This is a genomic window from Acinetobacter sp. P37, from assembly GCF_057480965.1.
Genome location: NZ_JBLIYY010000001.1, coordinates 25,863 through 50,823, shown reverse-complemented (window position 1 = coordinate 50,823; position 24,961 = coordinate 25,863). Strand labels below are relative to the sequence as shown.

General features: G+C 39.5%; 24 protein-coding genes. 11 read left to right on the top strand and 13 right to left on the bottom strand.

What is annotated here, in order from left to right; translation table 11 throughout:
- Window positions 1-30: 30 nt before the first annotated feature.
- Window positions 31-1,533, bottom strand: coding sequence for a sodium/proline symporter PutP (putP, locus tag AC25JC_RS00250; protein WP_486923231.1), 1,503 nt, complete (start codon window positions 1,531-1,533; stop codon window positions 31-33).
- 423 nt (window positions 1,534-1,956) lie between these two features.
- Between putP and aspA the strand changes: the two genes are divergently transcribed.
- The 5 genes from aspA to AC25JC_RS00225 all read left to right on the top strand — a co-directional run bounded on the left by aspA (window position 1,957) and on the right by AC25JC_RS00225 (window position 9,927).
- Window positions 1,957-3,405: an aspartate ammonia-lyase gene (gene aspA, locus AC25JC_RS00245; RefSeq protein ID WP_486923230.1), complete on the top strand. Its 1,449-nt coding sequence runs from the start codon at window positions 1,957-1,959 to the stop codon at window positions 3,403-3,405.
- 333 nt (window positions 3,406-3,738) lie between these two features.
- Complete coding sequence (locus AC25JC_RS00240; RefSeq protein ID WP_078193486.1) at window positions 3,739-4,095, top strand: hypothetical protein; 357 nt, start codon at window positions 3,739-3,741, stop codon at window positions 4,093-4,095.
- A 179-nt stretch (window positions 4,096-4,274) separates the two neighbouring features.
- Window positions 4,275-7,742 (top strand): transcription-repair coupling factor, encoded by a 3,468-nt coding sequence (gene mfd, locus AC25JC_RS00235; RefSeq protein WP_486923345.1) that lies wholly within the window; start codon window positions 4,275-4,277, stop codon window positions 7,740-7,742.
- Window positions 7,743-7,964: 222 nt separating this feature from the next.
- Entirely contained in the window at window positions 7,965-8,399 is a 435-nt protein-coding gene (locus AC25JC_RS00230; RefSeq protein ID WP_067762788.1) for an HIT domain-containing protein, read from the top strand.
- A 61-nt stretch (window positions 8,400-8,460) separates the two neighbouring features.
- Window positions 8,461-9,927 carry an adenylate/guanylate cyclase domain-containing protein gene (locus AC25JC_RS00225; RefSeq protein ID WP_180119981.1) on the top strand — a complete coding sequence of 489 codons (1,467 nt, stop codon included), beginning with the start codon at window positions 8,461-8,463 and terminating at the stop codon, window positions 9,925-9,927.
- 173 nt (window positions 9,928-10,100) lie between these two features.
- On the opposite strand, the gene fdx is transcribed toward AC25JC_RS00225, so the two are convergent.
- The 8 genes from fdx to AC25JC_RS00185 form a co-directional block, all read right to left on the bottom strand.
- Complete coding sequence (gene fdx, locus AC25JC_RS00220) at window positions 10,101-10,439, bottom strand: ISC system 2Fe-2S type ferredoxin (RefSeq protein ID WP_078188671.1); 339 nt, start codon at window positions 10,437-10,439, stop codon at window positions 10,101-10,103.
- 16 nt (window positions 10,440-10,455) lie between these two features.
- Complete coding sequence (hscA, locus tag AC25JC_RS00215; RefSeq protein WP_486923229.1) at window positions 10,456-12,315, bottom strand: Fe-S protein assembly chaperone HscA; 1,860 nt, start codon at window positions 12,313-12,315, stop codon at window positions 10,456-10,458.
- A gap of 39 nt (window positions 12,316-12,354) precedes the next feature.
- The gene (hscB, locus tag AC25JC_RS00210) at window positions 12,355-12,870 is read right to left on the bottom strand and encodes a Fe-S protein assembly co-chaperone HscB (protein WP_180034816.1); all 516 of its coding nucleotides are present in this window, start codon (window positions 12,868-12,870) and stop codon (window positions 12,355-12,357) included.
- 104 nt (window positions 12,871-12,974) lie between these two features.
- Window positions 12,975-13,295 carry an iron-sulfur cluster assembly protein IscA gene (gene iscA, locus AC25JC_RS00205; protein WP_078188668.1) on the bottom strand — a complete coding sequence of 107 codons (321 nt, stop codon included), beginning with the start codon at window positions 13,293-13,295 and terminating at the stop codon, window positions 12,975-12,977.
- A gap of 37 nt (window positions 13,296-13,332) precedes the next feature.
- Entirely contained in the window at window positions 13,333-13,719 is a 387-nt protein-coding gene (gene iscU, locus AC25JC_RS00200; protein WP_078188667.1) for a Fe-S cluster assembly scaffold IscU, read from the bottom strand.
- A gap of 104 nt (window positions 13,720-13,823) precedes the next feature.
- On the bottom strand, window positions 13,824-15,041 hold the full coding sequence (locus AC25JC_RS00195; protein WP_078193480.1) for an IscS subfamily cysteine desulfurase: 1,218 nt from the start codon (window positions 15,039-15,041) through the stop codon (window positions 13,824-13,826).
- 1 nt (window position 15,042) lies between these two features.
- On the bottom strand, window positions 15,043-15,516 hold the full coding sequence (locus tag AC25JC_RS00190; RefSeq protein WP_078188665.1) for an Rrf2 family transcriptional regulator: 474 nt from the start codon (window positions 15,514-15,516) through the stop codon (window positions 15,043-15,045).
- Window positions 15,517-15,628: 112 nt separating this feature from the next.
- Window positions 15,629-16,276 (bottom strand): hypothetical protein, encoded by a 648-nt coding sequence (locus tag AC25JC_RS00185; protein ID WP_486923228.1) that lies wholly within the window; start codon window positions 16,274-16,276, stop codon window positions 15,629-15,631.
- A gap of 206 nt (window positions 16,277-16,482) precedes the next feature.
- Here AC25JC_RS00185 and AC25JC_RS00180 point away from each other — a divergent pair, with 206 nt between their 5' ends.
- The 4 genes from AC25JC_RS00180 to AC25JC_RS00165 all read left to right on the top strand — a co-directional run bounded on the left by AC25JC_RS00180 (window position 16,483) and on the right by AC25JC_RS00165 (window position 20,572).
- Entirely contained in the window at window positions 16,483-16,953 is a 471-nt protein-coding gene (locus AC25JC_RS00180) for a phasin family protein (RefSeq protein ID WP_180102241.1), read from the top strand.
- Window positions 16,954-17,119: 166 nt separating this feature from the next.
- Window positions 17,120-17,392: an HU family DNA-binding protein gene (locus AC25JC_RS00175; RefSeq protein WP_078188662.1), complete on the top strand. Its 273-nt coding sequence runs from the start codon at window positions 17,120-17,122 to the stop codon at window positions 17,390-17,392.
- A gap of 132 nt (window positions 17,393-17,524) precedes the next feature.
- Window positions 17,525-19,390 (top strand): SurA N-terminal domain-containing protein, encoded by a 1,866-nt coding sequence (locus AC25JC_RS00170; RefSeq protein WP_486923227.1) that lies wholly within the window; start codon window positions 17,525-17,527, stop codon window positions 19,388-19,390.
- Window positions 19,391-19,654: 264 nt separating this feature from the next.
- Window positions 19,655-20,572 (top strand): alpha/beta fold hydrolase, encoded by a 918-nt coding sequence (locus tag AC25JC_RS00165; RefSeq protein ID WP_486923344.1) that lies wholly within the window; start codon window positions 19,655-19,657, stop codon window positions 20,570-20,572.
- 77 nt (window positions 20,573-20,649) lie between these two features.
- Here the strand turns inward: AC25JC_RS00165 and AC25JC_RS00160 are convergent, their stop codons facing one another.
- Window positions 20,650-21,519, bottom strand: a complete 870-nt coding sequence (locus tag AC25JC_RS00160; protein ID WP_078189198.1) for a DUF2797 domain-containing protein — start codon at window positions 21,517-21,519, stop codon at window positions 20,650-20,652.
- 34 nt (window positions 21,520-21,553) lie between these two features.
- Between AC25JC_RS00160 and AC25JC_RS00155 the strand changes: the two genes are divergently transcribed.
- Together AC25JC_RS00155 and AC25JC_RS00150 are read left to right on the top strand one after the other, a co-directional pair.
- Window positions 21,554-22,024: a DUF6231 family protein gene (locus AC25JC_RS00155; protein WP_180114243.1), complete on the top strand. Its 471-nt coding sequence runs from the start codon at window positions 21,554-21,556 to the stop codon at window positions 22,022-22,024.
- Window positions 22,025-22,135: 111 nt separating this feature from the next.
- Window positions 22,136-22,762, top strand: coding sequence for a YidB family protein (locus AC25JC_RS00150; RefSeq protein ID WP_180114242.1), 627 nt, complete (start codon window positions 22,136-22,138; stop codon window positions 22,760-22,762).
- 99 nt (window positions 22,763-22,861) lie between these two features.
- On the opposite strand, the gene AC25JC_RS00145 is transcribed toward AC25JC_RS00150, so the two are convergent.
- From AC25JC_RS00145 to AC25JC_RS00135, 3 genes are read right to left on the bottom strand one after another with little or no spacing between them, the layout of a single operon-like run.
- Complete coding sequence (locus AC25JC_RS00145; protein WP_486923226.1) at window positions 22,862-23,470, bottom strand: OB-fold-containig protein; 609 nt, start codon at window positions 23,468-23,470, stop codon at window positions 22,862-22,864.
- Between the two features lie 16 nt (window positions 23,471-23,486).
- Complete coding sequence (locus AC25JC_RS00140) at window positions 23,487-23,813, bottom strand: Rieske (2Fe-2S) protein (protein WP_078188656.1); 327 nt, start codon at window positions 23,811-23,813, stop codon at window positions 23,487-23,489.
- Window positions 23,813-24,817 carry an adenosine kinase gene (locus AC25JC_RS00135; RefSeq protein WP_486923225.1) on the bottom strand — a complete coding sequence of 335 codons (1,005 nt, stop codon included), beginning with the start codon at window positions 24,815-24,817 and terminating at the stop codon, window positions 23,813-23,815. Before AC25JC_RS00135 ends, AC25JC_RS00140 begins: the two co-directional genes overlap by 1 nt.
- Window positions 24,818-24,961 lie beyond the last annotated feature (144 nt).

The following is a 24,961-nucleotide window of genomic DNA, read 5'->3' as shown; positions in this document are numbered from 1 at the left end:
GCATTTAGCCCCTTTTTAGTGTCAAAAATTTTAGATTTCAGACATTTCTTTTTGATATTGCGCTTCGGCTTTTTCAAAGCGTTCAACCACATCCGCCTCTGGTGCTTTGCCCAATAAGCTCACGACAACGATACTGATTGCAGAGAAAATAAAGCCTGGAATGATTTCGTATAAACCAAGGTGGCCTAAGTAGTTTTTCCACACGATGACAGTCACTGCACCCACGATCATACCAATGATTGCTCCGTTAAGCGTCATACGTTTCCAAAGCAATGAAAGAATAATCAGTGGGCCAAATGCAGCACCGAAACCTGCCCATGCATAAGCCACTAAGCCTAAAACTTTACTTGCAGGGTTCATTGCAAAGGTGATTGCAAATACGGCAATTGCCAAGACCATCGCACGTCCAATCCAAACCAATTCTTTTTGCGATGCATTTTTACGAATAAATCCTTTGTACAAATCTTCCGTCAAGGTGGTTGAGCAAACCAATAACTGACAGCTAAGTGTGCTCATCACCGCAGCTAAAATTGCGGCTAAAATAATCCCAGCAATCCACGGATTGAATAGAATTTTAGTCAACTCCATAAATACCGTTTCAGGGTTGGCATTAACGACACTTGCCAGTTCTGGGTGGACTTGGAAGTAAGCAATACCGATATAACCCACTGCTACAGCACCGCCTAGACACAGGATCATCCATGTCATACCAATGCGTCGTGCATTCGGAATGGATTTAACAGAATCGGCTGCCATAAAGCGAACCAAAATATGCGGCTGACCAAAATAGCCTAAGCCCCATGCCATGCTGGATAAAATCGCAACTGTACTTAAACCTTCAAATAAATTAGAAGCTTGCGGGCGAGCTGTTTCCAAAATAGCAGCAAGATTTTGACTGTTATCACCTAAAGCAAGGTAGGTGATGATCGGTGTGATCAGCAGTGCAAAGATCATCAGACCGGCTTGGAAAGTATCGGTCCAACTAATAGCTAAAAATCCACCAATACAGACATAGCTGATGGTTGCAATTGCACCAATCCACAGTGCTGTTGTGTAGTTCCAACCGAATAAACTTTCGAAAAGTCGTGCGCCAGCCACCATGCCAGAAGCACAGTAAATCGCAAAGAAAACTAAAATCACTACAGCTGAAATGATACGTAAAATCTTTTTACGGTCTGCAAAACGGCTTGTGAAATAATCGGGCAGGGTCAGGGCATTATTTTGATATTCGGTATGAACACGCAAGCGTCCGGCAACGATCAGCCAGTTCAACCAAGCACCGATAATTAAGCCGATTGCAATCCAAGCTTCAGAAAGACCAGATAGATAAATTGCACCAGGGAGACCCATGAGTAGCCAACCACTCATGTCGGATGCACCTGCTGAAAGTGCGGTCACAACACTTCCTAAACTTCGTCCACCTAAAATGTATTCGTCAAAGTTATGCGTAGCTCTGTAGGCATACAAACCAATGGCAAGCATTGCAAGAATATAAAAAATAAAGGTGACTAATGTCGGGTTTAAATGGCTCATAGGCGGTTCGTCCTTAATGAAAGCAAATCATCTCTGTCCTAGATGAAAATTTGTACTTCTGTCGTAAGTCGCAGATTCAAGCACGATTTAAAAATTACACTCTGTAACCTTTAAGCATATTTTATGTATATTTTGTGTAAACACTATTTTTTCTTATTACAAATCGAATTTTTTATTGTACTGCTGAAATGTTGTCCAGAAGGGAATTTAAATTTTGTTAAGTAAATCTACCTAAGACTTTTCATCACAAAAAGAGAACTAATGAAAATATGTAAAAATTACACAATGTTACATATTGAACAAGAAATGTGCATTTGAAATATTTGGTTGCAAATGTGCATCACATCATCTGTAGTGAGATGATTTGAACAGGTCGAATATGAGGTATGCACAGTCTTGGTGCGTAATTAGAGGGAATGCGCAGTGACAACGGTTCAAATGGAAAAAACGAGAATAGAGCATGATTTACTGGGGGATAAGGCAGTCCCGCAGTCATGTTATTACGGCATACACACATTGCGTGCCATCGAAAACTTTCAAATATCAAAGCAGCATGTCGGACAAAATTTAAACTTTGTACGCGCTATTGCTCAGGTAAAAAAAGCGTCAGCAGAAACCAATTATCAATTTAACTTAATACAAGATGATATTCGCCAAGCGATTCAGCAGGCGTGTGATGCATTGATTGATCATCCAGAACAATGGTCGGATTCATTTCCAATTGATATTTATCAAGGTGGAGCAGGCACTTCTATTAACATGAATGCCAATGAAGTCATTGCCAATATTGCCCTTGAGTCGCTCGGAGATGCTAAAGGCAGTTATCAACGGATTCATCCAAACGATCATGTTAATAAGTCGCAATCCACCAATGATGTCTATCCAACAGCGCTGCGTCTAGCAACATTTAGCGCTTTTGATGCTTTATTTGTGGTTTTAAATCAGCTAATTGGAAGCTTACATATTAAAGCCGATGAGTTTAAACATGTCATCAAAATGGGGCGTACACAGTTACAAGATGCTGTTCCGATGACTTTGGGGCAAGAGTTCCGAGCATTTGCAACATTATTAAAAGAAGATTTGAAGTTGATTGAGCAAAATCGACAGCTTCTATTGGAAATTAATTTAGGTGCGACGGCAATTGGCACTGGCGTGAATTCTCCTGCGGGTTATGCAGCGAAGGCCGTTGAAAATCTAGCTCATTTGACCGGTCTAAAATTGCAAGGTGCAGAAGACTATGTCGAAGCAACCAGCGATTGTGGCGTATTTATTTTATTATCAAGTTGCTTAAAACGTTTAGCTGTCAAACTTTCTAAAATCTGTAATGACTTACGTCTTTTAAGTTCGGGGCCACGAACAGGTTTAGCGGAAATTCGTTTACCTGAGTTACAAGCAGGTTCGTCCATTATGCCTGCAAAGGTCAATCCTGTGATCCCTGAAGTGGTCAACCAAATTGCATTTCGAGTGATGGGCAATGATTTAACCATAACTTTAGCCGCAGAAGCAGGGCAATTACAATTAAATGTCATGGAGCCGGTCATTGCATTGTCCATGAATGAATCGATTGAGCTTTTGGTGAATGCCGTAAAAACATTAGATAGCAAATGTATCCAAGGAATTCAGGCAAATGAGCAAGCATGTTTTGATGCTGTGATGCGTAGTGTAGGAATCGTGACCTTACTCGATCCATATTTAGGTCATGCAAAATGTGATGAAATCGGTAAGCAATGTATTGCCGAAAATAAAACCATTCGCCAAGTGGTTTTAGAGCAAGAGCTGTTAACTGTAAGTCAATTGGATGAAATTTTCTCGATTGAAAATTTAGTTTCTGAAGTGACACCATTTAGTATGCCACTCGCTCAAGTGAGTTAAATGCTTATTTAAGACTTTTAAATAGCCCCATGATGAGTAAATGACGAAGGTTAATCCTTCGTTTTTTATTTGAAGAAATCAGTGGTAAAACTAGAGAACTAATCTGAGCAGTGATGTATTAAGTCTCTAATAGGAACTTAATTTCTAAAAGAAAGTATTGGGTTGAAAAGAAAACGCTATATTTGCTTAGGATAGTAATTATAGTTTTATATATAGTCATGAAGGTTTGGATGAAAAATTTAGCGCATAGATAAAGTCAGAAATACTTTAACTTGCCCAAAAAAGGATGTAATCGAAGTACAATAGGTTTTTTATCATGTTGTAGATAGTCAGATGTTTAATAAGTTAGTCGATTTATTCAAAGGCGCTAAAGAGTCGCCTGAGCAACTTTACTTAGAACAACACCACATTCAATATGATGAAACTCAGGGCTATATCATTGAAGGCGTAGTTTTAAATACTTTGTCTGAACGTATGGAATATCTGTCGAATAGAAAAATGACAAATTTCGATGATTTAAAACAGCTCTATGCGACTGCAATGATTATCAATGAAAAAATAGACTTGGAAATTGCAAGTCAACGCTTTGTTGCACGATTAGGCAATACTGAAGAAAATCTGTTGCAGTTTAAACTCTATGTCAAACTATTGAATGATTATTATCGTCAATTCATCCGTGATCGTAAGTAAGTGAATGGACTGCAGTGTTTGAGTTTGATGGGTGCGTTAATGGTACTCATCAATAGAAAATACAATCGCAAATCCATATTGGTTAAAACACTGTATATAGTTGCTTAAATCTCGGAATGTAAAAAGCATCGTGTTAATATGATCACCAAGTGATTAAAACATTAAAAGCTATTTACATCATGTTCCAGCAAGAAATTTCACAACTCAATCTTAAACAGCTCAAAGCTGGCGAAAAGCGGTGGGTCGGAAACTTACAAGGCTCATCTGCTGCATTATTATTTAAAGAAATTAGCAAACAATCGAAACAGTTGTTTGTGATTGTAGCACGTAATAATCAGCATCTCGGGCAGTTAGAAAGTGAGCTGGAATTTTACGGAATTAAGCCGACTATTTTCCCAGATTGGGAAATTTTACCTTATGACCGGCTGTCGCCACATCAAGACATCGTTTCTGAGCGCTTGGCGATTTTGTCCAATATGCCACAGCAAGGTGTGTTGTTGGTTTCAGCAACAACTTTAGCGCAGCGAGTTGCGCCTGCATCTTGGGTATTAGGTGAACACTTTGATATTAAAGTAGGTCAAAAATTTGATATAGAACAACAAAAATTAAGATTAGTACAAGCGGGCTATCACTTGGTGGATACCGTTTATGATCATGGTGAATTTGCAGTACGCGGCAGCATCATGGATATTTACGCTTCGGGGCAAAGTTCACCGATTCGTATTGACTTATTTGATGATGAAATCGATACCCTCAAATTCTTTGATCCTGAAACTCAGCGAACCACCCAAAACTTAGATCATTTTACGGTTTTACCTGCAAAAGAATTTCCATTAAAAGAAGCGCGCTCACTGTTTCGTGATCGATATGCGGAAAATTTTCCGACGGCAAATCCAAAGAAAAACCCAATTTATCAAGATGTACAAGATGGCATAGCTTCACCGGGTATTGAGTTTTATTTTCCGTTATTCTTCTCTGAACAAGCCATGAGAGAGCAAAGTACGCTATTTTCGTACTTACCAGAGAATGGCATTGTCATTACAGATAAAGCTATTGATGACACATTGATTCAGTTTTGGTCAGACATTGTGCGTCGTTATGAAGACCGTCGTCATAATGTCGACCAACCGATTCTGCCGCCAGAGCAGATTTTCCTACAACCAAATCAAGTGTTAGAACAATTAAATCTTTGCCGTCGTATAGTGGCTTCACCTGAGGCTTTTGATGAACGCACTGGCGTGATCAATCTTGCAGCTGAGATTCCACCCCGTTTACCTGTCGATCCAAAACGTGAAAAGCCATTTTCTGCGGTTAAGCAATATATAGATGCGGCAAATTATCCAGTGCTATTGGTGGCTGAAAGCGCAGGTCGACGTGAAACCTTAAAAGATGCATTGCGTCCAAGTTTGGGTGATATCCCGACGGTCGAAAGTTTTGATGATTTTATGCATTCTATGCACGCGATTGCGATCACCAATGCACCCTTAGATCGTGGTTTATTGCTAACTGACAAACTCAGTGTAATTTCTGAAAATCAGCTGTATGAACACCGTGTGGTTCAACGTCGTCGTAAACGCCAACAGGAAGTATCAGAAGAGTTTCTTGTTCGTAGTTTAACCGAGCTAAGTATTGGCGCACCTGTGGTTCATATTGATTATGGTGTGGGGCGATATGCAGGTTTAATTACCTTGAGTATCGATGACCAAGACCATGAGTTTTTGCAGTTAGACTATGCCGATGCAGCTAAGGTGTATGTCCCTGTAACAAACCTGCATTTAATTAGCCGATATAGCGGTGGTGACCCTGATCTAGCACCATTACATAAATTAGGCACAGATGCATGGTCTAAAGCCAAACGCAAAGCTTTAGAGCAGATCCATGATGTGGCGGCAGAACTTTTGCATATTCAAGCACGTCGTCATTCGAAACCGGGTTATGGTTTTGAACTGGATCAGAGCCTCTATATGCAGTTTGCAAGTGGCTTCGCCTATGAAGAAACTTTAGACCAAGCCAATGCTATTGAAGCGACACTGTATGACATGCAACAAGCGAAGCCGATGGATCGCTTGGTTTGTGGTGATGTCGGTTTTGGTAAAACAGAAGTGGCCATGCGTGCTGCATTTGTGGCAGTACAAAATAACAAACAAGTGGCTGTACTTGTTCCAACGACGCTGTTGGCACAGCAGCACTACGAGTCTTTCAAAGACCGTTTTGCGGACTGGCCTGTACGTATTGAAGTCCTATCACGCTTTGGTTCATCAAAATCACATACCAAAACCATTGAAGACCTCGCAGAAGGCAAAGTGGATATTGTGATTGGCACACATAAAATCTTGCAGGAAAGTGTGCAATTTAAAAATCTCGGCCTCATGATCGTGGATGAAGAGCACCGTTTTGGTGTACGTGATAAAGAGCGAATTAAAGCCTTACGTGCCGATGTTGATATGCTAACGCTAACTGCAACGCCTATTCCACGTACGCTGAATATGGCTTTTAGTGGCATGCGTGATCTATCTATTATTGCAACGCCGCCTGCACGTCGACTTGCTGTGAAAACCTTTGTACAAGAGCATACTGGAGATTCGATCAAAGAAGCCATCTTGCGTGAATTGCTACGTGGTGGACAAGTGTATTTCTTACACAACGAAGTCGAGACCATTGAACGTACGGCAGAAACCTTACGGGAATTGGTCCCTGAAGCACGTGTTGCGGTAGCTCATGGTCAAATGCGTGAGCGTGAACTAGAGCAAATCATGCAACAGTTCTATCATAAAGAATATAACGTGCTGGTGTGTTCAACCATTATTGAAACTGGGATTGATGTGCCAAACGCCAATACCATTTTGATTGAACGTGCAGATAAACTGGGGCTGGCGCAGTTGCACCAATTACGTGGTCGTGTCGGCCGATCGCACCATCAAGCATACGCCTATTTACTTGTACCTTCGCTCAAAGGCTTAAAGGGTGATGCTGAAAAACGCCTAGATGCCATTTCGCGTGCATCAACTTTGGGCGCGGGTTTCATGTTGGCTACAGAAGACTTAGAAATTCGTGGTGCAGGTGAGTTGCTGGGTGAACAGCAAAGTGGCTCAATGCAAACCATCGGTTATAGTCTATATATGGAAATGCTTGAAAAAGCCACCAAAGCCATTCAAAAAGGCAAAACACCTAATTTTGACTCACCATTGTCATTAACGGCTGAAATTAGCATGCATATGCCAGCCTTAATTCCAGATGATTATTTGGGTGATGTACATCAACGGTTATTGTTCTACAAACGCATTAGTAATACGGATACTCAAGAGAAACTCGATAACATTCGTATGGAGTTAATTGATCGTTTTGGCTTACCACCACAAGCAGTTAAGCAGTTATTCTCGGTCCATCAGTTGCGTTTAAAAGCGGAACAATTGGGTATTACTAAAATTGATATCAGCTCACATGGCGGCAGTATTGAGTTCTCGCCAGATACACCAGTTCAAGCCATATCCATCATCCAAATGATGCAAAAGCATCCGACTTTCTTCCGAATGGAAGGTGGACAGCGTCTAAAAGTGATGGTCATGCTCGAAGAATATGACAAACGCATTCAATTTATAAATGACTTATTAGACAGTTTACTGAAGGAATTAGCGCCAAATCACTAGATTTGGCGTATAAATTGCTTGTTTAGAATGAGTAGATTTTATGCGTGTTTTTTATATAGAAGAAACGCTTGATTTTTTTGAAAAATTTATTAGAGTCATAAGCAAGCAACGTTTTATTCAAATGCGGTTTATTTGTAATGAAACGTTCTGTACAGAATATTCACACCCATAAGGATGTGATAGTATTAGCCATCATTCTAATTTTGCATCATTTATAAAGATATGTTTAGTTTACATCCACAACTTGCTCAAGATACGTTTTATGTAGGCGACTTTCCTCTGTCAACATGTCGTTTGATGAATGATATGCAATTCCCGTGGCTTATTTTGATTCCACGTGTTCCGGGAATTACAGAGCTTTATGAATTAAGTCAGGCAGACCAAGAGCAGTTTTTACGTGAATCAAGCTGGTTATCAAGCCAATTGTCACGTGTATTCCGTGCAGACAAAATGAATGTAGCTGCATTGGGTAATATGGTTCCACAATTACATTTTCATCATGTTGTTCGTTATCAAAATGATGTGGCTTGGCCGAAACCAGTTTGGGGTACGCCAGCAGTTCCTTATAACAATGATGTCTTGGCACACATGCGCCAAACACTGATGCTTGCACTACGTGGTCAAGGTGATATGCCTTTTGATTGGCGTATGGACTAATCCCGATTTACGGACAATATCAGGATAGTAGAAGAATGAGTGTCCGTATGGGGGCGATCGAGTGCCGTTAGACAATTTAATCAGCAAAGAGCCTAAACAGTTTGAATATTTTCATCGTTTGATGGGATATATCATGCTGTCTTTGGTGATTGTTGTCTATCATTACACTCAGCCAGATACGCAATATCAAATCTATATTCCTGCATTTTTATTTTTTCTGATTTTAGTCGTTCCTAAGTTTTCTCATTGGTTAATTTATCGATATAGCAATCAAGTTAAGCGCAATGTGCTTTTTCTGATCGATATCATAGTAATTGCTGTACTAATGTCTGCAGTACATTTAAGCCTCGTTTTAACCTTTCTTGCGGTTTTTGCGCTGCTATATACAACCATTTATAACAAAATTAATTTCTTAATGATGTCCTTAGCTGGGATTGTTGGTGTCACTGTATTTTATTTATGTAATATTTATATCTTTGGTTTTCAAGAATATTTTGAGTCAACCAGCAGTGAGTTAACCGTTCTAGGTTTTTTGTGTCTTATTACATATTTCAGTGTGGGGACATTTTATCAACACACCCAAGTTCAGTCTTTGAGCAATAAAAAGAACCACTATTATGATCAGATGAATCGTTATATGGAATTCGCTAATCAATTGAGTCGTTATGCGCCAATGCAGCTTTGGCAATCGATTATGAAAGGTGAGTCTGAAGCTAAAATCGAATATAAACGGAAAAAACTCACGATTTTCTTTTCAGATATCCAAGGGTTCACAGAACTTTCTGAAACATTAATCCCAGACGATTTAGCATTTCTACTCAATGACTATTTGAGTCATATGACTGAGATTGCCAAACAGTATGAAGCGACTGTCGATAAATTTATGGGTGATGCAATTCTAATCTTCTTTGGTGATCCACATAGCCAAGGTGTAGAGCAAGATGCAAAAACTTGTTTAGAGATGGCAATGGTCATGCGTCAGCAAATGAAGTTGCTGCGTGAACGCTGGATTAAAATGGGTTATCCGCCGCTACACATTCGTATGGGTATTTCTACAGGGTATTGCCACGTTGGGAACTATGGTGCAGCTCACCGTATGGCATATACCATCGTGGGTCGTGATGCGAATTTGGCTGCACGATTGCAAAGTGCGGCCGAAGTCGATGAAATTTTGATTTCAGACGATACGCATCATTTAGTGAAAAATGACTATTTATGTGCACCTAAAGCACCGATCTTCTTAAAAGGCATCAAAGGCCCAGTACGTACTTGGCAAGTGATGGAAAAATACACCTCACAGAAAACAGATTATCAACGTTGGTTCGACTACGAATATAAAGGCTTTAATCTATTGTTGAACTTAGATGAAGTACAAAACTTTGAATATCCTGAACTAATACATGTTTTAGAACGTATGATTAAACGCTTACAAACTCAGCAAAAAATGACTAACTCTGCTGGTATTGTTAAACTGAATTTAGAAGACGAAGTGATCGAAGAAGTCAAAAAAACTGAGTCTCACTCTTAATTTCACATATACATTATAAAAATTAGATCTAATCGTATTGCCTTAAATTGTAAAAATAACTCAATTCATGTTTTTATCAAAACGACGTCTTTTTTGAAATGTTGTATATATTTATGCATCAAAAAGCCAGTTACGATGAACTGGCTTTTTGATTATAGAAAATTATCTATAAATTAATGATTTTCTGAAGCATGGTTGATGGTATATTTAGGAATTTCAATCTCCAAATCTTCATCTTCAATTTTTACTTGGCATGACAGGCGAGAGTCTGGTTCTAATCCCCAAGCACGATCGAGAAGATCTGCTTCGACATCATCCATTTCATCTAGACCATCAAAACCTTTACGTACGACCACATGGCAAGTGGTGCACGCTTTAGACATATCACATGCATGCTCAATTTTGATGCCGTTTTTTAACATGCTTTCGCAAAGGTTAGCATTTGCTTCGACTTCAAACTCAGCGCCGTTTGGGCAGATTGTTGCGTGAGGCAGTACTTTAATACGTGGCATAATCTTGACCTATAAATTAATTTGAGTTTGACCAGTCATCGAGTTTTGTGCCTTTCAGTGCGGCATCAATGTGCTGATTCATACGAGCTGCAGCAAATGCATCGCTATGTATTTTAAGCTGTTCTACAGCATGTTCAATAGCTTTGATATCTGTCGTTTCCAGTGCAGCATCTAAAACAGTGCGTGCAGCAGTGAGGGAACTATGTTGCTCTTGGCTGAGGAGTTGAGCATCTACTTTAAGTGCTTGATCAAGTGCTTCAAGTTCACGTTTTGCTTCAACTTTGGTTTCTTGAAGATGACGTAAGTTTTTGTCTTCTTCAGCAAACTTATAACCATCAATTAGTAAGCGTTCGGTGTCGGCATCAGATAAACCATAAGATGGTTTGATGTCAATTTGAGCATGTACTCCAGAAGTGGTTTCTTTGGCTGACACCGTGAGTAAACCATCAGCATCGACCTGAAAAGTCACTTCAATGCGTGCTTGACCCGCAGTCATCGGTGGAATTCCACGAAGAACGAAACGACCTAGACTACGGCAATGTTCAACCAGATCACGTTCACCTTGTACAACATGAATCAACATCGCTGTTTGACCATCTTGATAGGTTGTGAATTCTTGGCGACGCGCCACTGGAATGGCTGTATTACGCGAAATAAGGCGCTCAACCAAACCGCCCATGGTTTCTAAACCTAAAGAAAGCGGCGTGACGTCTAAAAGCAATGAACCATCTTTAGAGTTACCAATAAGCTGGTTCGCTGTAATCGACGCGCCAATGGCCACAACTTCATCAGGGTTAATAGTGCAGAGCGGTTCTTGATTGAAGACATCTTGAACAGCTTTTTGTACAGCATACGAGCGAGTAGAACCACCGACCAATACCACATTTTGAATATCGCTAAGCTCAAGCTTGGCATCACGCATGACACGTTTACAAACGCTGATGGTTTTATCCAAAGCAACTTTAATGATTGATTCAAAAGTAGGGCGGTCTAAAGTCAATGATTGATCAAGAACTTTAAGCTCTACAGATTCAGCCTCGGTTAAAGCTTCTTTTGCTTTACGAGCAGAAACGATGAAATGTGCATATTCCGCATCATCTAAAGTTTCAATATTTAGTTGTTTTTTTGCCCATTTTACAATCAGGCGGTCTAAGTCATCACCACCAAGCGCCGTATGGCCACCCGTTGCTAGAACTTCAAAAACACCTTGAGAGAAACGTAAAATTGAAACGTCAAAAGTACCGCCACCTAAATCATAGATCACATAGTTCTGATCGTGTGCCAGATCGGTGTCTTGGTCTAAGCCATAAGCCACTGCAGCAGCAGTCGGTTCATTTAAAAGACGCAGTACATTTAAGCCTGCAAGCTGTGCTGCATCACGCGTTGCTTGACGCTGTGCTTCATCAAAATAGGCAGGCACAGTAATGACAGCACCATTTACTGGATTATTTAAGCTGCTTTCTGCACGGTCTTTGAGTTGTTTTAAAATTTCAGCAGAAATTTCAACGGGTGTTTTACGACCTTGTGCAGTTTCAAAAGCAGGCATTTCATTCCCTTCACCGACTAAGTTGTACGGGTGTTGGAATTTAATATCTGCTTTAGAGCGCCCCATAAAACGTTTTACAGAAACGATGGTGTTTTTAGGATCAGTCGTTAAGAATGCCTTTGCGTCGTCACCATATTGCGTAGTGGATTCGCCATAGTGTGCAATAGAAGGGAGTAACACACGACCATGTTCATCGTTAAGCACTTTCGCTTTACCAGAAAGTACCGTGGCTACTAAAGAGTGTGTAGTCCCAAGATCGATACCAATTGCGATGCGGTGTTCATGCGGCGCACTTGATTGACCAGGTTCTGCAATTTGCAAGAGAGCCATGTGTGTTACATCCTTTGAACGTCAAATATAAAAAATAAATTAAAAATCATCGTCTAAATCAAAGCTATCGTCGTCTAAGAAGCGATCTTCAGCTTTATCGATGTCAGCCATTACTTTTTGGAAGAAGCGTAATTTGCGTACAGTATCACGTGCTTCAGCCCAGTCTTCGTCGTCATAATCAATTTTAAATTCACGAACCAAACCGTCAATCCATTGCTGAACTTCAGTTTTAAGTGAAGTGAGGTCATCAGCAGAGCCTGCCTCATCTAACTGTTCACGAATTTCTAAGGCATCTTGTAGGAACTCAAAATCACTAATCGATTGATCAAGGTGATAATCTTGTTTTTTGAGACTTAAAAGATATGCAGCGCGGCTATCAACATTGGATAAAGCTTTAAATGCTTGATTAATCTCACTAGATTTTATCAGGGCTAGATCTTTGTCTTCGGCTTTATCTGGATGATATTGTTGCTGCAACTTTAAAAATTCAGCTTTTAAAACTGCTAAATCAATATCGAGTGCTACAGGTAAGTTAAACAACTCAAAATGATTCATGGGAGATGGTGTCCGCAATAGAGGTGCAAAAAGTGTTGCTTTAAATGCAATTAAAACAGTGAATTGTACACTGTTTTAATGCGAAAAAGGAGCGTGGAAATGGCTTAAACCGTAAACGATTCGCCGCAGCCACATTCGCCTTTTTTATTTGGGTTATTAAATTCAAAACCTTCGTTTAAACCATTTTTCACATAGTCCATCTCCATACCTTCAAGATAAACTAAGCTTTTTGGATCAACGAATACTTTTACGCCAAACTGATCGAATACTTGGTCATGCGTGTCAATATCATCGACAAACTCAAGTACATAAGCTAAACCAGAACAGCCAGAAGTTTTCACGCCAACGCGAATACCTTCACCCTTACCGCGATTCTTGATGTAATTGCTGATATGAGTTGCAGCATTTTCAGTTAAATGAATCATGAAAACTCCGTTAATCTTTTTTAAAACACGTAAACAATTAAGCTTTTACTTTCTTGCTACGGTAGTCTTCTACAGCAGCTTTGATTGCATCTTCAGCAAGTACAGAGCAGTGTACTTTTACTGGTGGAAGTGCAAGTTCAGTTGCAATATCAATGTTCTTAATTGCTTGGGCTTCATCAAGAGTTTTGCCTTTTAGCCACTCTGTTACTAATGAGCTAGATGCAATTGCTGAACCACATCCGTAAGTTTTGAAGCGAGCTTCTTCAATTACGCCGTTGTCATCAACTTGAATCTGTAGACGCATAACATCGCCACAAGCTGGTGCACCGACCATACCTGTACCAACGTTTTCTGCATTTTTGTCTAAAACACCAACATTACGAGGGTTTTCGTAATGATCAATTACTTTTTCGCTATAAGCCATGATGCTTCTCCAAACCTCGGGGTCAGCCTTAAGATTAATATGGGGGTGAAATTACGTTAATCAATGAGATAGCCTTAAAATAAAAGCTATCTCACCGGGATGAATTAGTGTTCAGCCCATTCTACAGAATTAAGGTCGATACCTTCTTTGTACATGTCCCAAAGCGGTGAAAGATCACGTAGTTTTTCAACTGCTGCTTTGGTAATTTCAAGCACGTGGTCAATATCGGCTTCAGTGGTGTATTTACCAAAGCTGAAACGAATCGAACTGTGAGCCAATTCGTCTGAAAGACCCAATGCACGAAGTACATAAGATGGTTCTAAAGTTGCTGATGTACATGCAGAACCAGAAGATACTGCGCAATCTTTAAGTGCCATCATTAACGATTCACCTTCAACAAAGTTAAAGCTGACGTTTAGATAGTTTGCAACGTTGTATTCTGGGTGACCGTTCAGGAAGACTTGTTCAAGATCTTGCAAGCCATTCCAAAGTTTGTCACGAAGTACACGAATACGAGTTTGTTCAGCATGCAGGTTTTTGCCGGCAAGTTCGAACGCTTCGCCCATACCCACGATTTGGTGAGTCGCTAGCGTACCTGAACGCATGCCACGTTCATGACCGCCACCGTGCATTTGCGCTTTAATTCGTACACGCGGTTGACGACGTACATAAAGAGCACCAATACCTTTAGGACCATAGATTTTGTGGCCAGAGAAACTCATCAAATCAACTTTCATTGTTGAAAGATCAATTTCTACTTTACCAGCAGCTTGCGCAGCATCTACATGGAAATAAGTTTTGTTTGCACGAGTCAATTCACCGATTGCAGCTACATCTGTAGTTGTACCGATTTCATTGTTCACCATCATCAAAGATACAAGAATTGTATCTGGACGAAGGGCAGCTTGAACCATTTCAGGTGTAATTAAACCAGTTTTTGCTTCTGGCTCAAGATAAGTAATTTCGAAGCCTTCTTCTTCAAGCTCGCGGCAAGTATCAAGAATTGCTTTATGTTCAATTTTACTTGTAATAATGTGCTTGCCTTTAGATGCATAGAACTGAGCAATACCTTTAAGCGCAAGGTTGTCAGATTCAGTTGCACCAGAAGTCCAAACGATTTCGCGTGGATCAGCTTTTACTAGATTAGCAACTTGTTCACGTGCATATTCTACTTTTTCTTCTGCCTGCCAGCCGTAAGCATGAGAACGAGAAGCTGCATTACCAAAAGTACCGTCAAACGTTAGACATTCCATCATACGTTCTGCGACTTGAGGGTCTACAGGTGTAGTTGCTGCATAGTCAAGATAAATAGGACGCTTCATGTCAAATACCTGTAACCGATAAAAGGGCTGAATCAAAGTTTGCTGAATTTTGACGAATTGATACGGTTTGAACGTTATCGCGTGCTACAAGGTCAGCAAGGGTGATTTTTGCAAGATAATCGGCAATGTGGTGGGAGAGTTCCTGCCATAAATCGTGAGTCAAGCACATTGCACCATTTTGGCAGTTGCCTTTGTGGTCACAACGGGTTGCATCAACTGTTTCATTTACAGCTTCAATAATTTCCAAAACAGTGATGTCTTCAGCACTACGAGCAAGGTGATAACCACCGTTAGCTCCACGGATGCTGGAAACTAAGCCGTGACGCTTTAATTTTGCAAATAACTGCTCAAGATAGGCCACTGAAATGGTTTGACGAGCTGCAATTTCTGCAAGAGTGATCGTTTGTTCAGTTGGCTGCAAAGCTAGATCAAGTAGAGCAGTCACTGCGTAGCGACCGCGAGTTGTTAAGCGCATGATTCGATACACATGTTAAGTCTAGATGTGCAGATTTTATGAATCCTGACTAAAATAGTCAAGTTTTTTTGAGATTGTTTATTTGTTTTATTTTGTCTGAAAAATTATGTATTTATTTGAACCACATATTATACACTAATAACGTTATTAAAAGAATAGATATTAGACTAAAAGCGATATTAATCCGCTTTTGACGACGTTCGATACGCTTAATACGGTTTTTGTATTGTTTAACTTCAACTTGTAGCGTGTTTATTTTAGAGCGTTGCTGTTCAATTTTTTCTAAAAGTGGGGCAATACGTTTTTTAGATGCAACGATATCGTTTTCTTCGACAGGTTCAGACAACCAGTGTTTCCAGTCAGATAAAATTTTCGGCACACTAAATAAAGAAACCAAATCACGAAATTCATCTTTTAAAACTACATCGCCATCGATACGCATGGTTTTGATGCTTTTGCGATTACCAAATACAAAAATTTTCACCAAATCCATTAGTGTCGTGCGGACATCAAGGTCGATGGCTTTATCTGGAGATTTAGTGTCGAACAGAATGCCGTGCTCAGTAAACTGAACATAAAAGTCAAAATAAGGGATGTAGCTATTTATTTTTAGTGCGACTTTTTGATCAACAAATTTTTTAGCTTGTAATGCTACAACGCGGTCATGTTTTAAAATGAAGGTAAAAATAGTTTCTAAAACAATCAGGGTCATAGTAAGCAACAAATGTGGTTGAGCTTGTGTTTGTTGCGTATCGCTCATAAAAAAAAGTCCTTGTTAAAATCTGAAAGCACTGGAAACTGAGCGTCCTGCTCTAGAGGAACTTAGAATATACCAAAAAGTTGGTAATTCACTAGCTTTGTAGAACAGTTTAATCAATCTATCAAGTTATATGTTTGCTATTATGTTGTTAAAATGAAGAATCATGTGTTGATGTGCACATAAAATAAGCAGGAGAAGTGCGGATTATGGAAAATACAGAAAGCATAATTGACGATGCACAAGAAACATCAGAAAAGCCGGCTAAACCTCGGGTACGGAGTCATTCTGATCGTCGCTCTAAAATGGATTTTCGTAAATATACCAAACAGATATGGTTGGCTGGATTAGGTGCTTTTTCACGTGCTGAGGGAGAGGGAAATAAGCTTTTTGACTCTTTAGTCAAAGTTGGAGAGGAGCTTGAGTCCAAAACCATTGATATTGCAGATCAAACTGTCGAAAAAGTTTCAGAAAAAGCCAAGGAATCTGTAACCGATACGAAAGATAAAGTAGAAAAAATTTTAGATAATGGTGTCAATCATTCTTTAAACCGTTTAGGATTGGTGACTGTAAAGGATTTACAGCACTTAGAAAGGCTTATACTTCAATTACATACTAAAGTTGACCAATTGGCCGAAGAGAATGCCCAACTGAGGGCCGAAATATTAAAAAAATACTAACTTTTTTAATATTATCGAATTTTCAAGGTTTTTTTCGTCAAAAAATTCTATAAAAAGAGGTTGAGGAGTATTGCGTTTAACCCTAAAGCATTGCTATAAAGGCGTTATGGCGTTTTATACAAATTCTTGAACCTTAAATAAACGATATTAAGAGGACGTAATTTTCATGAATAAATCAGAATTAATTGATGCAATTGCCGAAAATGGGGGATTATCTAAGGCCGATGCCGGTAAAGCTTTAGATGCTACAATTGCTGCAGTTACCAATGCATTAAAAGCTGGTGATACAGTTACTTTAGTTGGTTTCGGTACATTCAGCGTAAAAGAACGCGCTGCACGTACTGGTCGTAACCCACAAACTGGTGCGACTTTAGAAATCAAAGCAAGCAAAGTTCCTAGCTTCAAAGCGGGTAAAGGCTTGAAAGATTCTGTAGCTTAATCTTATTAAGCACATGAGACGCGCCATAAATTGGCGCGTTTTTTATTGGTAAATGTGATTAATTGATATATCGCATTCATTCATCTCGGGTTTTCGGTTAAAATTCACCGCAAATAAAATATTGGAATACTTATGGAATCGTTTCGTAAAGTCATTAAGGGTTGGCTGGGCAAGGTCTTGCTCGTTTTGTTTTTGACCCCTTTAGCACTTGTAGGTATTGAAGGATATTTTAGTGGTGGATCTAAAGATGCAGCAAAGACTGTAAACGGTACTGAAATTTCTCAAAAAGAACTCGAAGCACTGACGAACTCATTAAAAGAACAATATCTGACATATGCTCAGGGTGATGAAACATTATTGAATCAAAATTTCATTAGCAATAAAGCGATGGATACTTTGGTTTCACGCCAATTGCTATTGCAACAAGCTGATAAATTAGGCATTAGCTTGAGTGATGCACAAATTGTGCAAATGATTCATCAGCAGCCAAGCTTTCAAGTCAATGGTCAATTTTCTGATGAAGCGTTTGCGCGATACCTCGAATCGATTGGTATGACGAATCGCACATTCATTGATAATTTACGTAAAGACCATGCTTTAAAAATGTTGTCTACAACATTTATGGAATATGCATTGGTGAGTAAGCTTGATATCTTGCAAATTGCGAACTTACAAACGGAACAACGTAGTATTCAGTTGGCAAGCATTAATCTTGAAAATTACAAGAAAAATGTAAAAGTATCTGATGCTGAAATTGCCGCTTATTATGAGCAACATAAAAACAAATTTAAGCAAGCAACTAGTGTTGATGCAGATTTTGTCGTATTAACACCTGCCAATATAACTGCACCTGTAGAAGCTGCAACTGATGCTGAACTGAAAGAAGCGTATAACAGCTTTGTTGAGAATGCACAGAAGTCAGTTAAACCTATCGTTAAGCACATCATGATCACTGCGGACAATCGTTCAGATGCCGAAGCTAAAAAACTGGCTGAAAGTGTTCAAGCTAAAATTAAAGCGGGTTTAAGCTTTAACCAAGCTGCTGCGCAATTCTCTGAAGATCCTGAATCTAAAGCGAAAGGTGGTGAACTGGTTGCTTATGAAAAAGGTGTATTTGGTGATGCATTTGATGCAGCAGTTGAAGGTGCTCAAGCTGGTCAAGTGACTGCTCCAGTGAAAACAGACAGTGGTTATCACTTGATCGAAAAAGTGGCGCCAGCTGTAAAAGTGGCTTCATTTGAACAAGAAAAAGCACGTCTGCAAGCAGAAGTCGCTGCTTCGAAAAAAGCCAATGTTTTTTCTGACACTGTAAACAGCCTCAATGATATGGTGGTGAGTAGTGATGCCCTCGATGTCGTGGGTCAAGAAGTGAAAGGCGTAAAAGTACAATCATTGAATGGCTTAACATTAGCATCGCAACATCCTGTTCTAAGTGATGCAAACGTCAAAGTTAAATTGTTTAACGATGATGTTAAAAATGGTGAACGTAATGTTTCATCGAGCATTCAGTTGAAAAATGGTGATGTAGTTTGGGTGAAAGTGCGTAACTATCACGCTGCAGGTGTTCAAACTTTAGCTGAAGCGAAAGCGCATGTGAAAACTCAGCTGATTGAAAAGAAAGCGTTTGATGCTGCAAAAGCTCAGATTCAAGCGACATTGAAAGAGTTTGCTGCAAAACCTGCTGCTTCAGTCGCGAAAGGCAATTTAAACTTTGAAAATGCGGGTACCTTCACTCGTGCGGATGGTTTGTTGAAACGTGAAATTCAACGTGCTGCATTTAGCGTAAAAGCGCCGAAAGCAGGTCATTGGTCTGTTACTACAACCAATCTACCAAATGAGTTGGTTGTGGTTGCTGTGACTGCAGTGAATAAACAATCTGATGCGGCATTAACGGGTGAGCAGTTAGATGAGTTAAAAAAACTTTATCAACAGCTTCGTGGTCAGCAAGAATTTGATGACTACACACGTTATCTAAAAGATCATGCCAAAATTAAATAATTAAGGTAGCTTTAAAAAAACCAGCTTTCGAGCTGGTTTTTTTTGGCTTAAATTGACAGATATAATTTTTATTTTAAAGATTTGGCAAATGAAATATCGACTCTAGCATCGTAGATTGGTGTTCTCAAAAAAATAATATGAAGAAAAAATAATTCATCACGACAAAGGATTAAGCGGATGACATCTCTGTATATGCCTCAATGTAAACGTTTAAAGAACCCGTTATTGCGATGGATGGATCATTATTTTAAGCACATGATATTGATGCTATTAACGATTAGTGTTGCCAGTAGTATTCAAGCTGCAGAATTGAACTTTCAAAATGTTTTAGAGCAGGAAAGAGCTTGGGCAGGATTGAGCAGCAAAAAAGTCAAAAATAATGAAATTGAGTGGACTTATAGTGAAGGAGGAGATCCACGAAAACCGACGCTGTTGTTGCTGCATGGTTTGTCAGGCACACGTGATAATTGGAACCGCGTTGCCCGTTATTTAACGCCCAACTATCATGTCATTATTCCAGATCTGCCAGCACATGGAGAAACCCTTGTTGCAGATCAATTTGATCTATCAATTCCAAATTTAACTGAAAAATTACGACGATTTATTGATGCTGCAAAGTTAGATCCAAATTTACATATCACAGGGCATTCGATGGGTGGTGCAATTGCCATGCTCTATAGCGCTCAGTATCCCTTAGAAGTGAAATCTTTATTGTTAGTAGATTCGGCTGGTGTCTTTAAGTCGAGCAATACAGTATATCTAAAAGATACGGCAAAGCTTGCAGAGCTAGTGGTCAGAAAAACTGGTGATTTTGATCGCGTGATGAAGATCGTGATGCAATCTCCACCTTTTATTCCACAAGAATTAAAAACTGGGCAAGAAAAGTTGATGATAGTTCAGTCTAAGCAAACCAATAAAATGGTGGAGCAACTGCAAAAAATGGCCACCTTGTATACGCCGGAGTCCTTTGCTTTGGCTGCACGAGGCATTGATGCACCTGTGTTTATTATCTGGGGGAAGCAAGATCAGATTATCAATGTTGAAGTGGCAGAAGAACTGAGACGCTTATTTAAAAAAGCTGAAAAGCCACTGATTTTAGACCATGTTGGTCATATGCCTATCTTAGAAGCGGAGCAGTTAATGGCGCTGCCATATTTAAAGTTTCTTTCAACTGTTCAATGAATAAAATCGGTAAAGTGTGTGAAAAAAAGCGAGAAATATCTCGCTTTTTTAAACTTAATTAGACACGTTAAGTCGATTTAAGTACGTACTTTAATTTCATAGCCCGTGTATTTACGAATATTGATCACACCGGTATCCAAAATCAGATACTGACCTTTAATCCCTTGTAATTTTCCTCGAATAATTGGTGTTTTGTCCAAATTATGCGATTTGATTTTTTCAGGATATTCATCTACCGGGTAGATAAATTGGCGTGGCAACTCATCTTCTAACAGTTCAACAGTTTCATTAAACTCTAAATTTTGGCTAAATTCTTCACGAATGGTCTGAATTTTTGGTGCAAATTCTTCCACCAATTGGTCGCGAATTTCGATCAGGTTGATGGGTTCTGCTTCACCTTTGAGTAATTTACGCCAATCAGTTTTATCGGCCACTTGCGTTCCAAACATGACTTCAAGCTGACCAGATAGACGACGTGAACCAACTTTCATAATAGGCAAAGCTTGCGTCGCACCTTGGTCCAGCCAACGTGTAGGCATTTGACCAAGTCGAGTAATCCCCACTTTTAAGGCACTCGAATTGGCTAAATAGACAATATGCGGTTGAAAGCAAACTTCATGGGCAAAATCATCTTCACGGCAAGTCCCGAGATGATAATGACAGGTTTCAGGCTTCATAATGCACATATCACAAGAAGCCTTAGTTTTCATGCATTTGAAGCAATGACCTTGTGAATACGATTTAGGTGTTTTTGCGCCGCAAGAAATGCAGTAGATATTTCCCGTGGCTTCGATTTCTATTTCTTGGCCAAGGCTAAATGGTAGATCAACTTCTGAGCGATCTAGAATAAATTTATACTCAACATTTGCCTTGTGTGTATGTTGATCAGTTACACTAAGGTCTTTAAGACCTGCATGCATTTTATGGCAAATGCCTTGTAGTTCCATACGAATACTCACTTCATTATTAAGGATGCGGTCAATGGCTGAACAAAATGTCATCACTTCTATGCTAGACGATTTGTCAAAAGAGCAGCCCATTTTAACCGCAATCTGTATTGGTCAGGATCTTGAGCAATACAATCAATTTCATCCAATTCAATGGCAACATTTTAACGTAACTGAGTTTTTAAATCTGCCTTTTACCCAGCGTTTTGACCTTGGATTTGTGATTCTTGATACTGAAACCATGTTGAGTTTGGATCAGCAGCAGAAAACGCAGATGTTGGTAAAATTGCGTGACCTATTTGCCAAACGCATCGTGGTGGTGAGTAAGTTACACGATGAACAATTATTACGTGCTTTAGGCTTTACTCAGCTCATTGATAAAACCACGCATGAAAGTGATTTTGCTTTATGGCAGTTTAATATTTTGACTTATAAACATATTCCAGATTGGTTTAACTCTAAATTTTGGGCAAATCCTGAAAACTGGGATAAATTCCGTTGGTAACAAATACTTAGCCTGCGAGAAATTGCAAAAATTAACAAACATTTATGACAAATCTGTGTTTTCCCACGTATGCTGTAATGAATTTATCTAGGTTTCACTGGGAAAAATAAAATGACAAATTTAAATAATATTGTTGAGATTTTAGCAAAGCAGGCCCTTGGTGGTGCAAACAATCAAAATCAACAAGGTGGTCTGGGTGGTATTTTAGGTTCGGTGCTGGGTCAATTGGGCGCAAATGCAGGCACTCAAAATACCCAAACTAATGCTCAAAACCAAGCAGGTGGTTTAGGTGGAATTTTAGGCTCTGTGTTGGGCCAACTGGGTGGTGCAGCGCAGCCGCAGCAACGTAGTAGCGGTGGTAATGCATCAACCATTTTAGTAGCAGTGTTACCTCTGGTGCTGGCTTGGATTCAAAAACAAGGTGGCCTACAAGGTGCTTTGGATAAATTACGTGGACAGGGCTTGAGCAGTCAGGTTGATGATTGGGTATCTACAGGCCCTGGCGATAATGCCGCTGTGAATAATCAACAAGTACAAAATTTATTTGATGATGCCGAAGTGGAGCAAGTTGCACAAGAAACTCAAACTCAGAAACAAGATGTGTACAGTGCAATTTCAACAGTATTGCCGCAAATTATTGACTCATTGACGCCACAAGCTGGACAAACCAATCAGCAAGAAGCGAATGCTGATATTCAACAAGTGATGAATTTGGTTTCAGGTTTTCTTAAGCGTTAATCACAATATCGTTTGATGGTATTTGATTGAATACAAGCCAATGAACACTGGCTTTTTTATGATTTGAAAAATGATAACAATGTGTCACTAAGATTGTCACTAGGATGGATTAAATAAACGGTTCGACACACTGATTTTTTTGCCAATATAGTGTGATTTTTTTTGACGAATCAAAATGATTTTCGACTGAAACTCTAACTCACCAAACTCTGGTTCAACTTGCACATAATGTAGTTGACCAAACTCATCACGCACACGAGCTTGAGCGGAAAAGCCGGGACGGGCACTACCACTCGAAATTGTTGCAAGGCGGCCAAGCAAGTTAACCGTTTGCTTTTTATATTTGGGCGGAACGACTTGATCCAAACAATGAATCATAAATACCGTAAAGAATATGGCAATAATCAACGCAGGTAGAATGAGATAATAAGCAGGAACGAATTGACCGTCTTTGGCATGGATACAGAACTGAAGTACATAGCCTGCAAAGCTAAAATTCATCAGTAAGAAGAACAAAATAAGGGCTTTGGAAAATTTGACATTCAATAATGCCAATTCTTGTATACGCTGTGGGGCGATTTTCTTTAAAACTTGGCTAGGACTAATATTGATGTAATAGCCAATGGTTTCAACCATGCCCAATAACAGTACGGCCAATAAACTTAAATGAAAGGGAATTAAGTTATAGTCTGTTAAAAATGCGGACATGGTTGTATTCCAGTGTTTATTCTTCTGTGAGGTAGATTCCACCATCAGAATGCACGTTAATATTCACTTTTTCAAGGGCTTGACCTTGGCATGGGCCAGAAATACATTCCCCAGATTCGACCATAAACAGGGCGCCATGTGTTGAGCACTCAATAAATTCTTGGTCACGATCTAGAAACTGATTTTCTAGAAACTCAAGTTCCACGTGCAAGTGTGGGCAGTTATTTTGATAAGCGTAAAACATGCCATCACGTTGGGTGATAAAAATCGTTTCACCTTCAGGCGTTTCGAATGATCGTGCTTCACGTTCAGGCACATCATCCGTCATGCAAATTTTAAACATTAAGCACATTCCTTTTGAAATGATTGTAAAAGCTGAGCATAGTCTTCAACTGCTAGGCGTGGACCAAACTGAGCCACAACTTCACTTGAAATCAAGATGGCAAGTTCAGCAGCCGTTTGATAGTCATGACCTGCATTCAGTGCATACAGGAAAGCACCAGCAAATGCATCACCAGCACCATTGGTATCTACTGCGGTAACTTTACGACCTGGCACGGTAAATGTAGCTGCTTCATTATGAATTAAGGCACCTTTGGCACTTAATGTAATGACAATATGTTTGCTTAGTGATTGCAATTTAGCAAGTGCAGCATCTAATTGATCTGTTTCTGTGTACATCAGCGCTTCTTGTTCATTACAGAACAATAAGTCCACGCCATCATCGAGTAAATCATCTAGACCTTGACGCGCATATTGCACCATTGCTGGATCAGATAAGGTCAATGCAATTTGTACACCATTGGCTTTGGCGATTTGACGTGCTTGTTTTACCGCAAGACGCGCGCTATCTGATGTTGAAAGATAACCTTCGATATATAGCCATTTCGCAGTATTTAAGCTGCCAAAATCAATTTGGCTATCAGTCAATTCCGCAGTAATACCGAGGTAAGTATGCATCGTACGTTCAGAATCAGGGCTGACCAATACCATACATGTGCCAGTTACACCTTCACTGATTGATTGAGTTGCAGTTTGGATGCCAGCGTCGTTTAAACCATTTAGGTAAATTTGACCTAAGTCATCATTGCCGACACGACAACCATAAAATGCAGTTCCGCCTAAAGCACTAAAAGCAACCGTTGTATTTGCTGCAGAACCACCAGAAGCTTGACCTTTATAATCTTGAGTGGCTTTTAGATTGTTATAAAGGGCTGCTTGAGTATCGCCATCTGTCAGTTGCATCGTACCTTTTTGCAGATTGTGTTGAATTAGGAATTCGTCAGAGACTTTAAATTCTTGGTCAATAAGTGCATTACCAATTGCAAAAAGGTCAACAGTTGCCATGTTGTATGTTCACATCAAAAAAATGAAAGTGCTAAGTTTACACGAATGCTCAGGATTGCTGTAGTTTGTTGAAGAAAATTCAATTAAAGGACAAGTGTGTATAAAAATCGGGCAAATCCATTATATTTTTACATTTTTTTTGAA

Coding starts and splice junctions, on each gene's coding strand:
- AC25JC_RS00165 (WP_486923344.1), top strand. CDS start 19,655: ATGCTATTAACGATTAGTGTTGCCAGTAGTATTCAAGCTGCAGAATTG.
- AC25JC_RS00170 (WP_486923227.1), top strand. CDS start 17,525: ATGGAATCGTTTCGTAAAGTCATTAAGGGTTGGCTGGGCAAGGTCTTG.
- mfd (WP_486923345.1), top strand. CDS start 4,275: ATGTTCCAGCAAGAAATTTCACAACTCAATCTTAAACAGCTCAAAGCT.
- AC25JC_RS00180 (WP_180102241.1), top strand. CDS start 16,483: ATGGAAAATACAGAAAGCATAATTGACGATGCACAAGAAACATCAGAA.
- AC25JC_RS00140 (WP_078188656.1), bottom strand. CDS start 23,813: ATGTTTAAAATTTGCATGACGGATGATGTGCCTGAACGTGAAGCACGA.
- AC25JC_RS00195 (WP_078193480.1), bottom strand. CDS start 15,041: ATGAAGCGTCCTATTTATCTTGACTATGCAGCAACTACACCTGTAGAC.
- putP (WP_486923231.1), bottom strand. CDS start 1,533: ATGAGCCATTTAAACCCGACATTAGTCACCTTTATTTTTTATATTCTT.
- iscU (WP_078188667.1), bottom strand. CDS start 13,719: ATGGCTTATAGCGAAAAAGTAATTGATCATTACGAAAACCCTCGTAAT.
- AC25JC_RS00185 (WP_486923228.1), bottom strand. CDS start 16,276: ATGAGCGATACGCAACAAACACAAGCTCAACCACATTTGTTGCTTACT.
- AC25JC_RS00135 (WP_486923225.1), bottom strand. CDS start 24,817: ATGGCAACTGTTGACCTTTTTGCAATTGGTAATGCACTTATTGACCAA.
- AC25JC_RS00155 (WP_180114243.1), top strand. CDS start 21,554: ATGGCTGAACAAAATGTCATCACTTCTATGCTAGACGATTTGTCAAAA.
- fdx (WP_078188671.1), bottom strand. CDS start 10,439: ATGCCACGTATTAAAGTACTGCCTCACGCAACAATCTGCCCAAACGGC.
- AC25JC_RS00230 (WP_067762788.1), top strand. CDS start 7,965: ATGTTTAGTTTACATCCACAACTTGCTCAAGATACGTTTTATGTAGGC.
- hscB (WP_180034816.1), bottom strand. CDS start 12,870: ATGAATCATTTTGAGTTGTTTAACTTACCTGTAGCACTCGATATTGAT.
- AC25JC_RS00175 (WP_078188662.1), top strand. CDS start 17,120: ATGAATAAATCAGAATTAATTGATGCAATTGCCGAAAATGGGGGATTA.
- AC25JC_RS00240 (WP_078193486.1), top strand. CDS start 3,739: ATGTTTAATAAGTTAGTCGATTTATTCAAAGGCGCTAAAGAGTCGCCT.
- AC25JC_RS00190 (WP_078188665.1), bottom strand. CDS start 15,516: ATGCGCTTAACAACTCGCGGTCGCTACGCAGTGACTGCTCTACTTGAT.
- AC25JC_RS00145 (WP_486923226.1), bottom strand. CDS start 23,470: ATGTCCGCATTTTTAACAGACTATAACTTAATTCCCTTTCATTTAAGT.
- iscA (WP_078188668.1), bottom strand. CDS start 13,295: ATGATTCATTTAACTGAAAATGCTGCAACTCATATCAGCAATTACATC.
- hscA (WP_486923229.1), bottom strand. CDS start 12,315: ATGGCTCTCTTGCAAATTGCAGAACCTGGTCAATCAAGTGCGCCGCAT.
- AC25JC_RS00150 (WP_180114242.1), top strand. CDS start 22,136: ATGACAAATTTAAATAATATTGTTGAGATTTTAGCAAAGCAGGCCCTT.
- AC25JC_RS00160 (WP_078189198.1), bottom strand. CDS start 21,519: ATGGAACTACAAGGCATTTGCCATAAAATGCATGCAGGTCTTAAAGAC.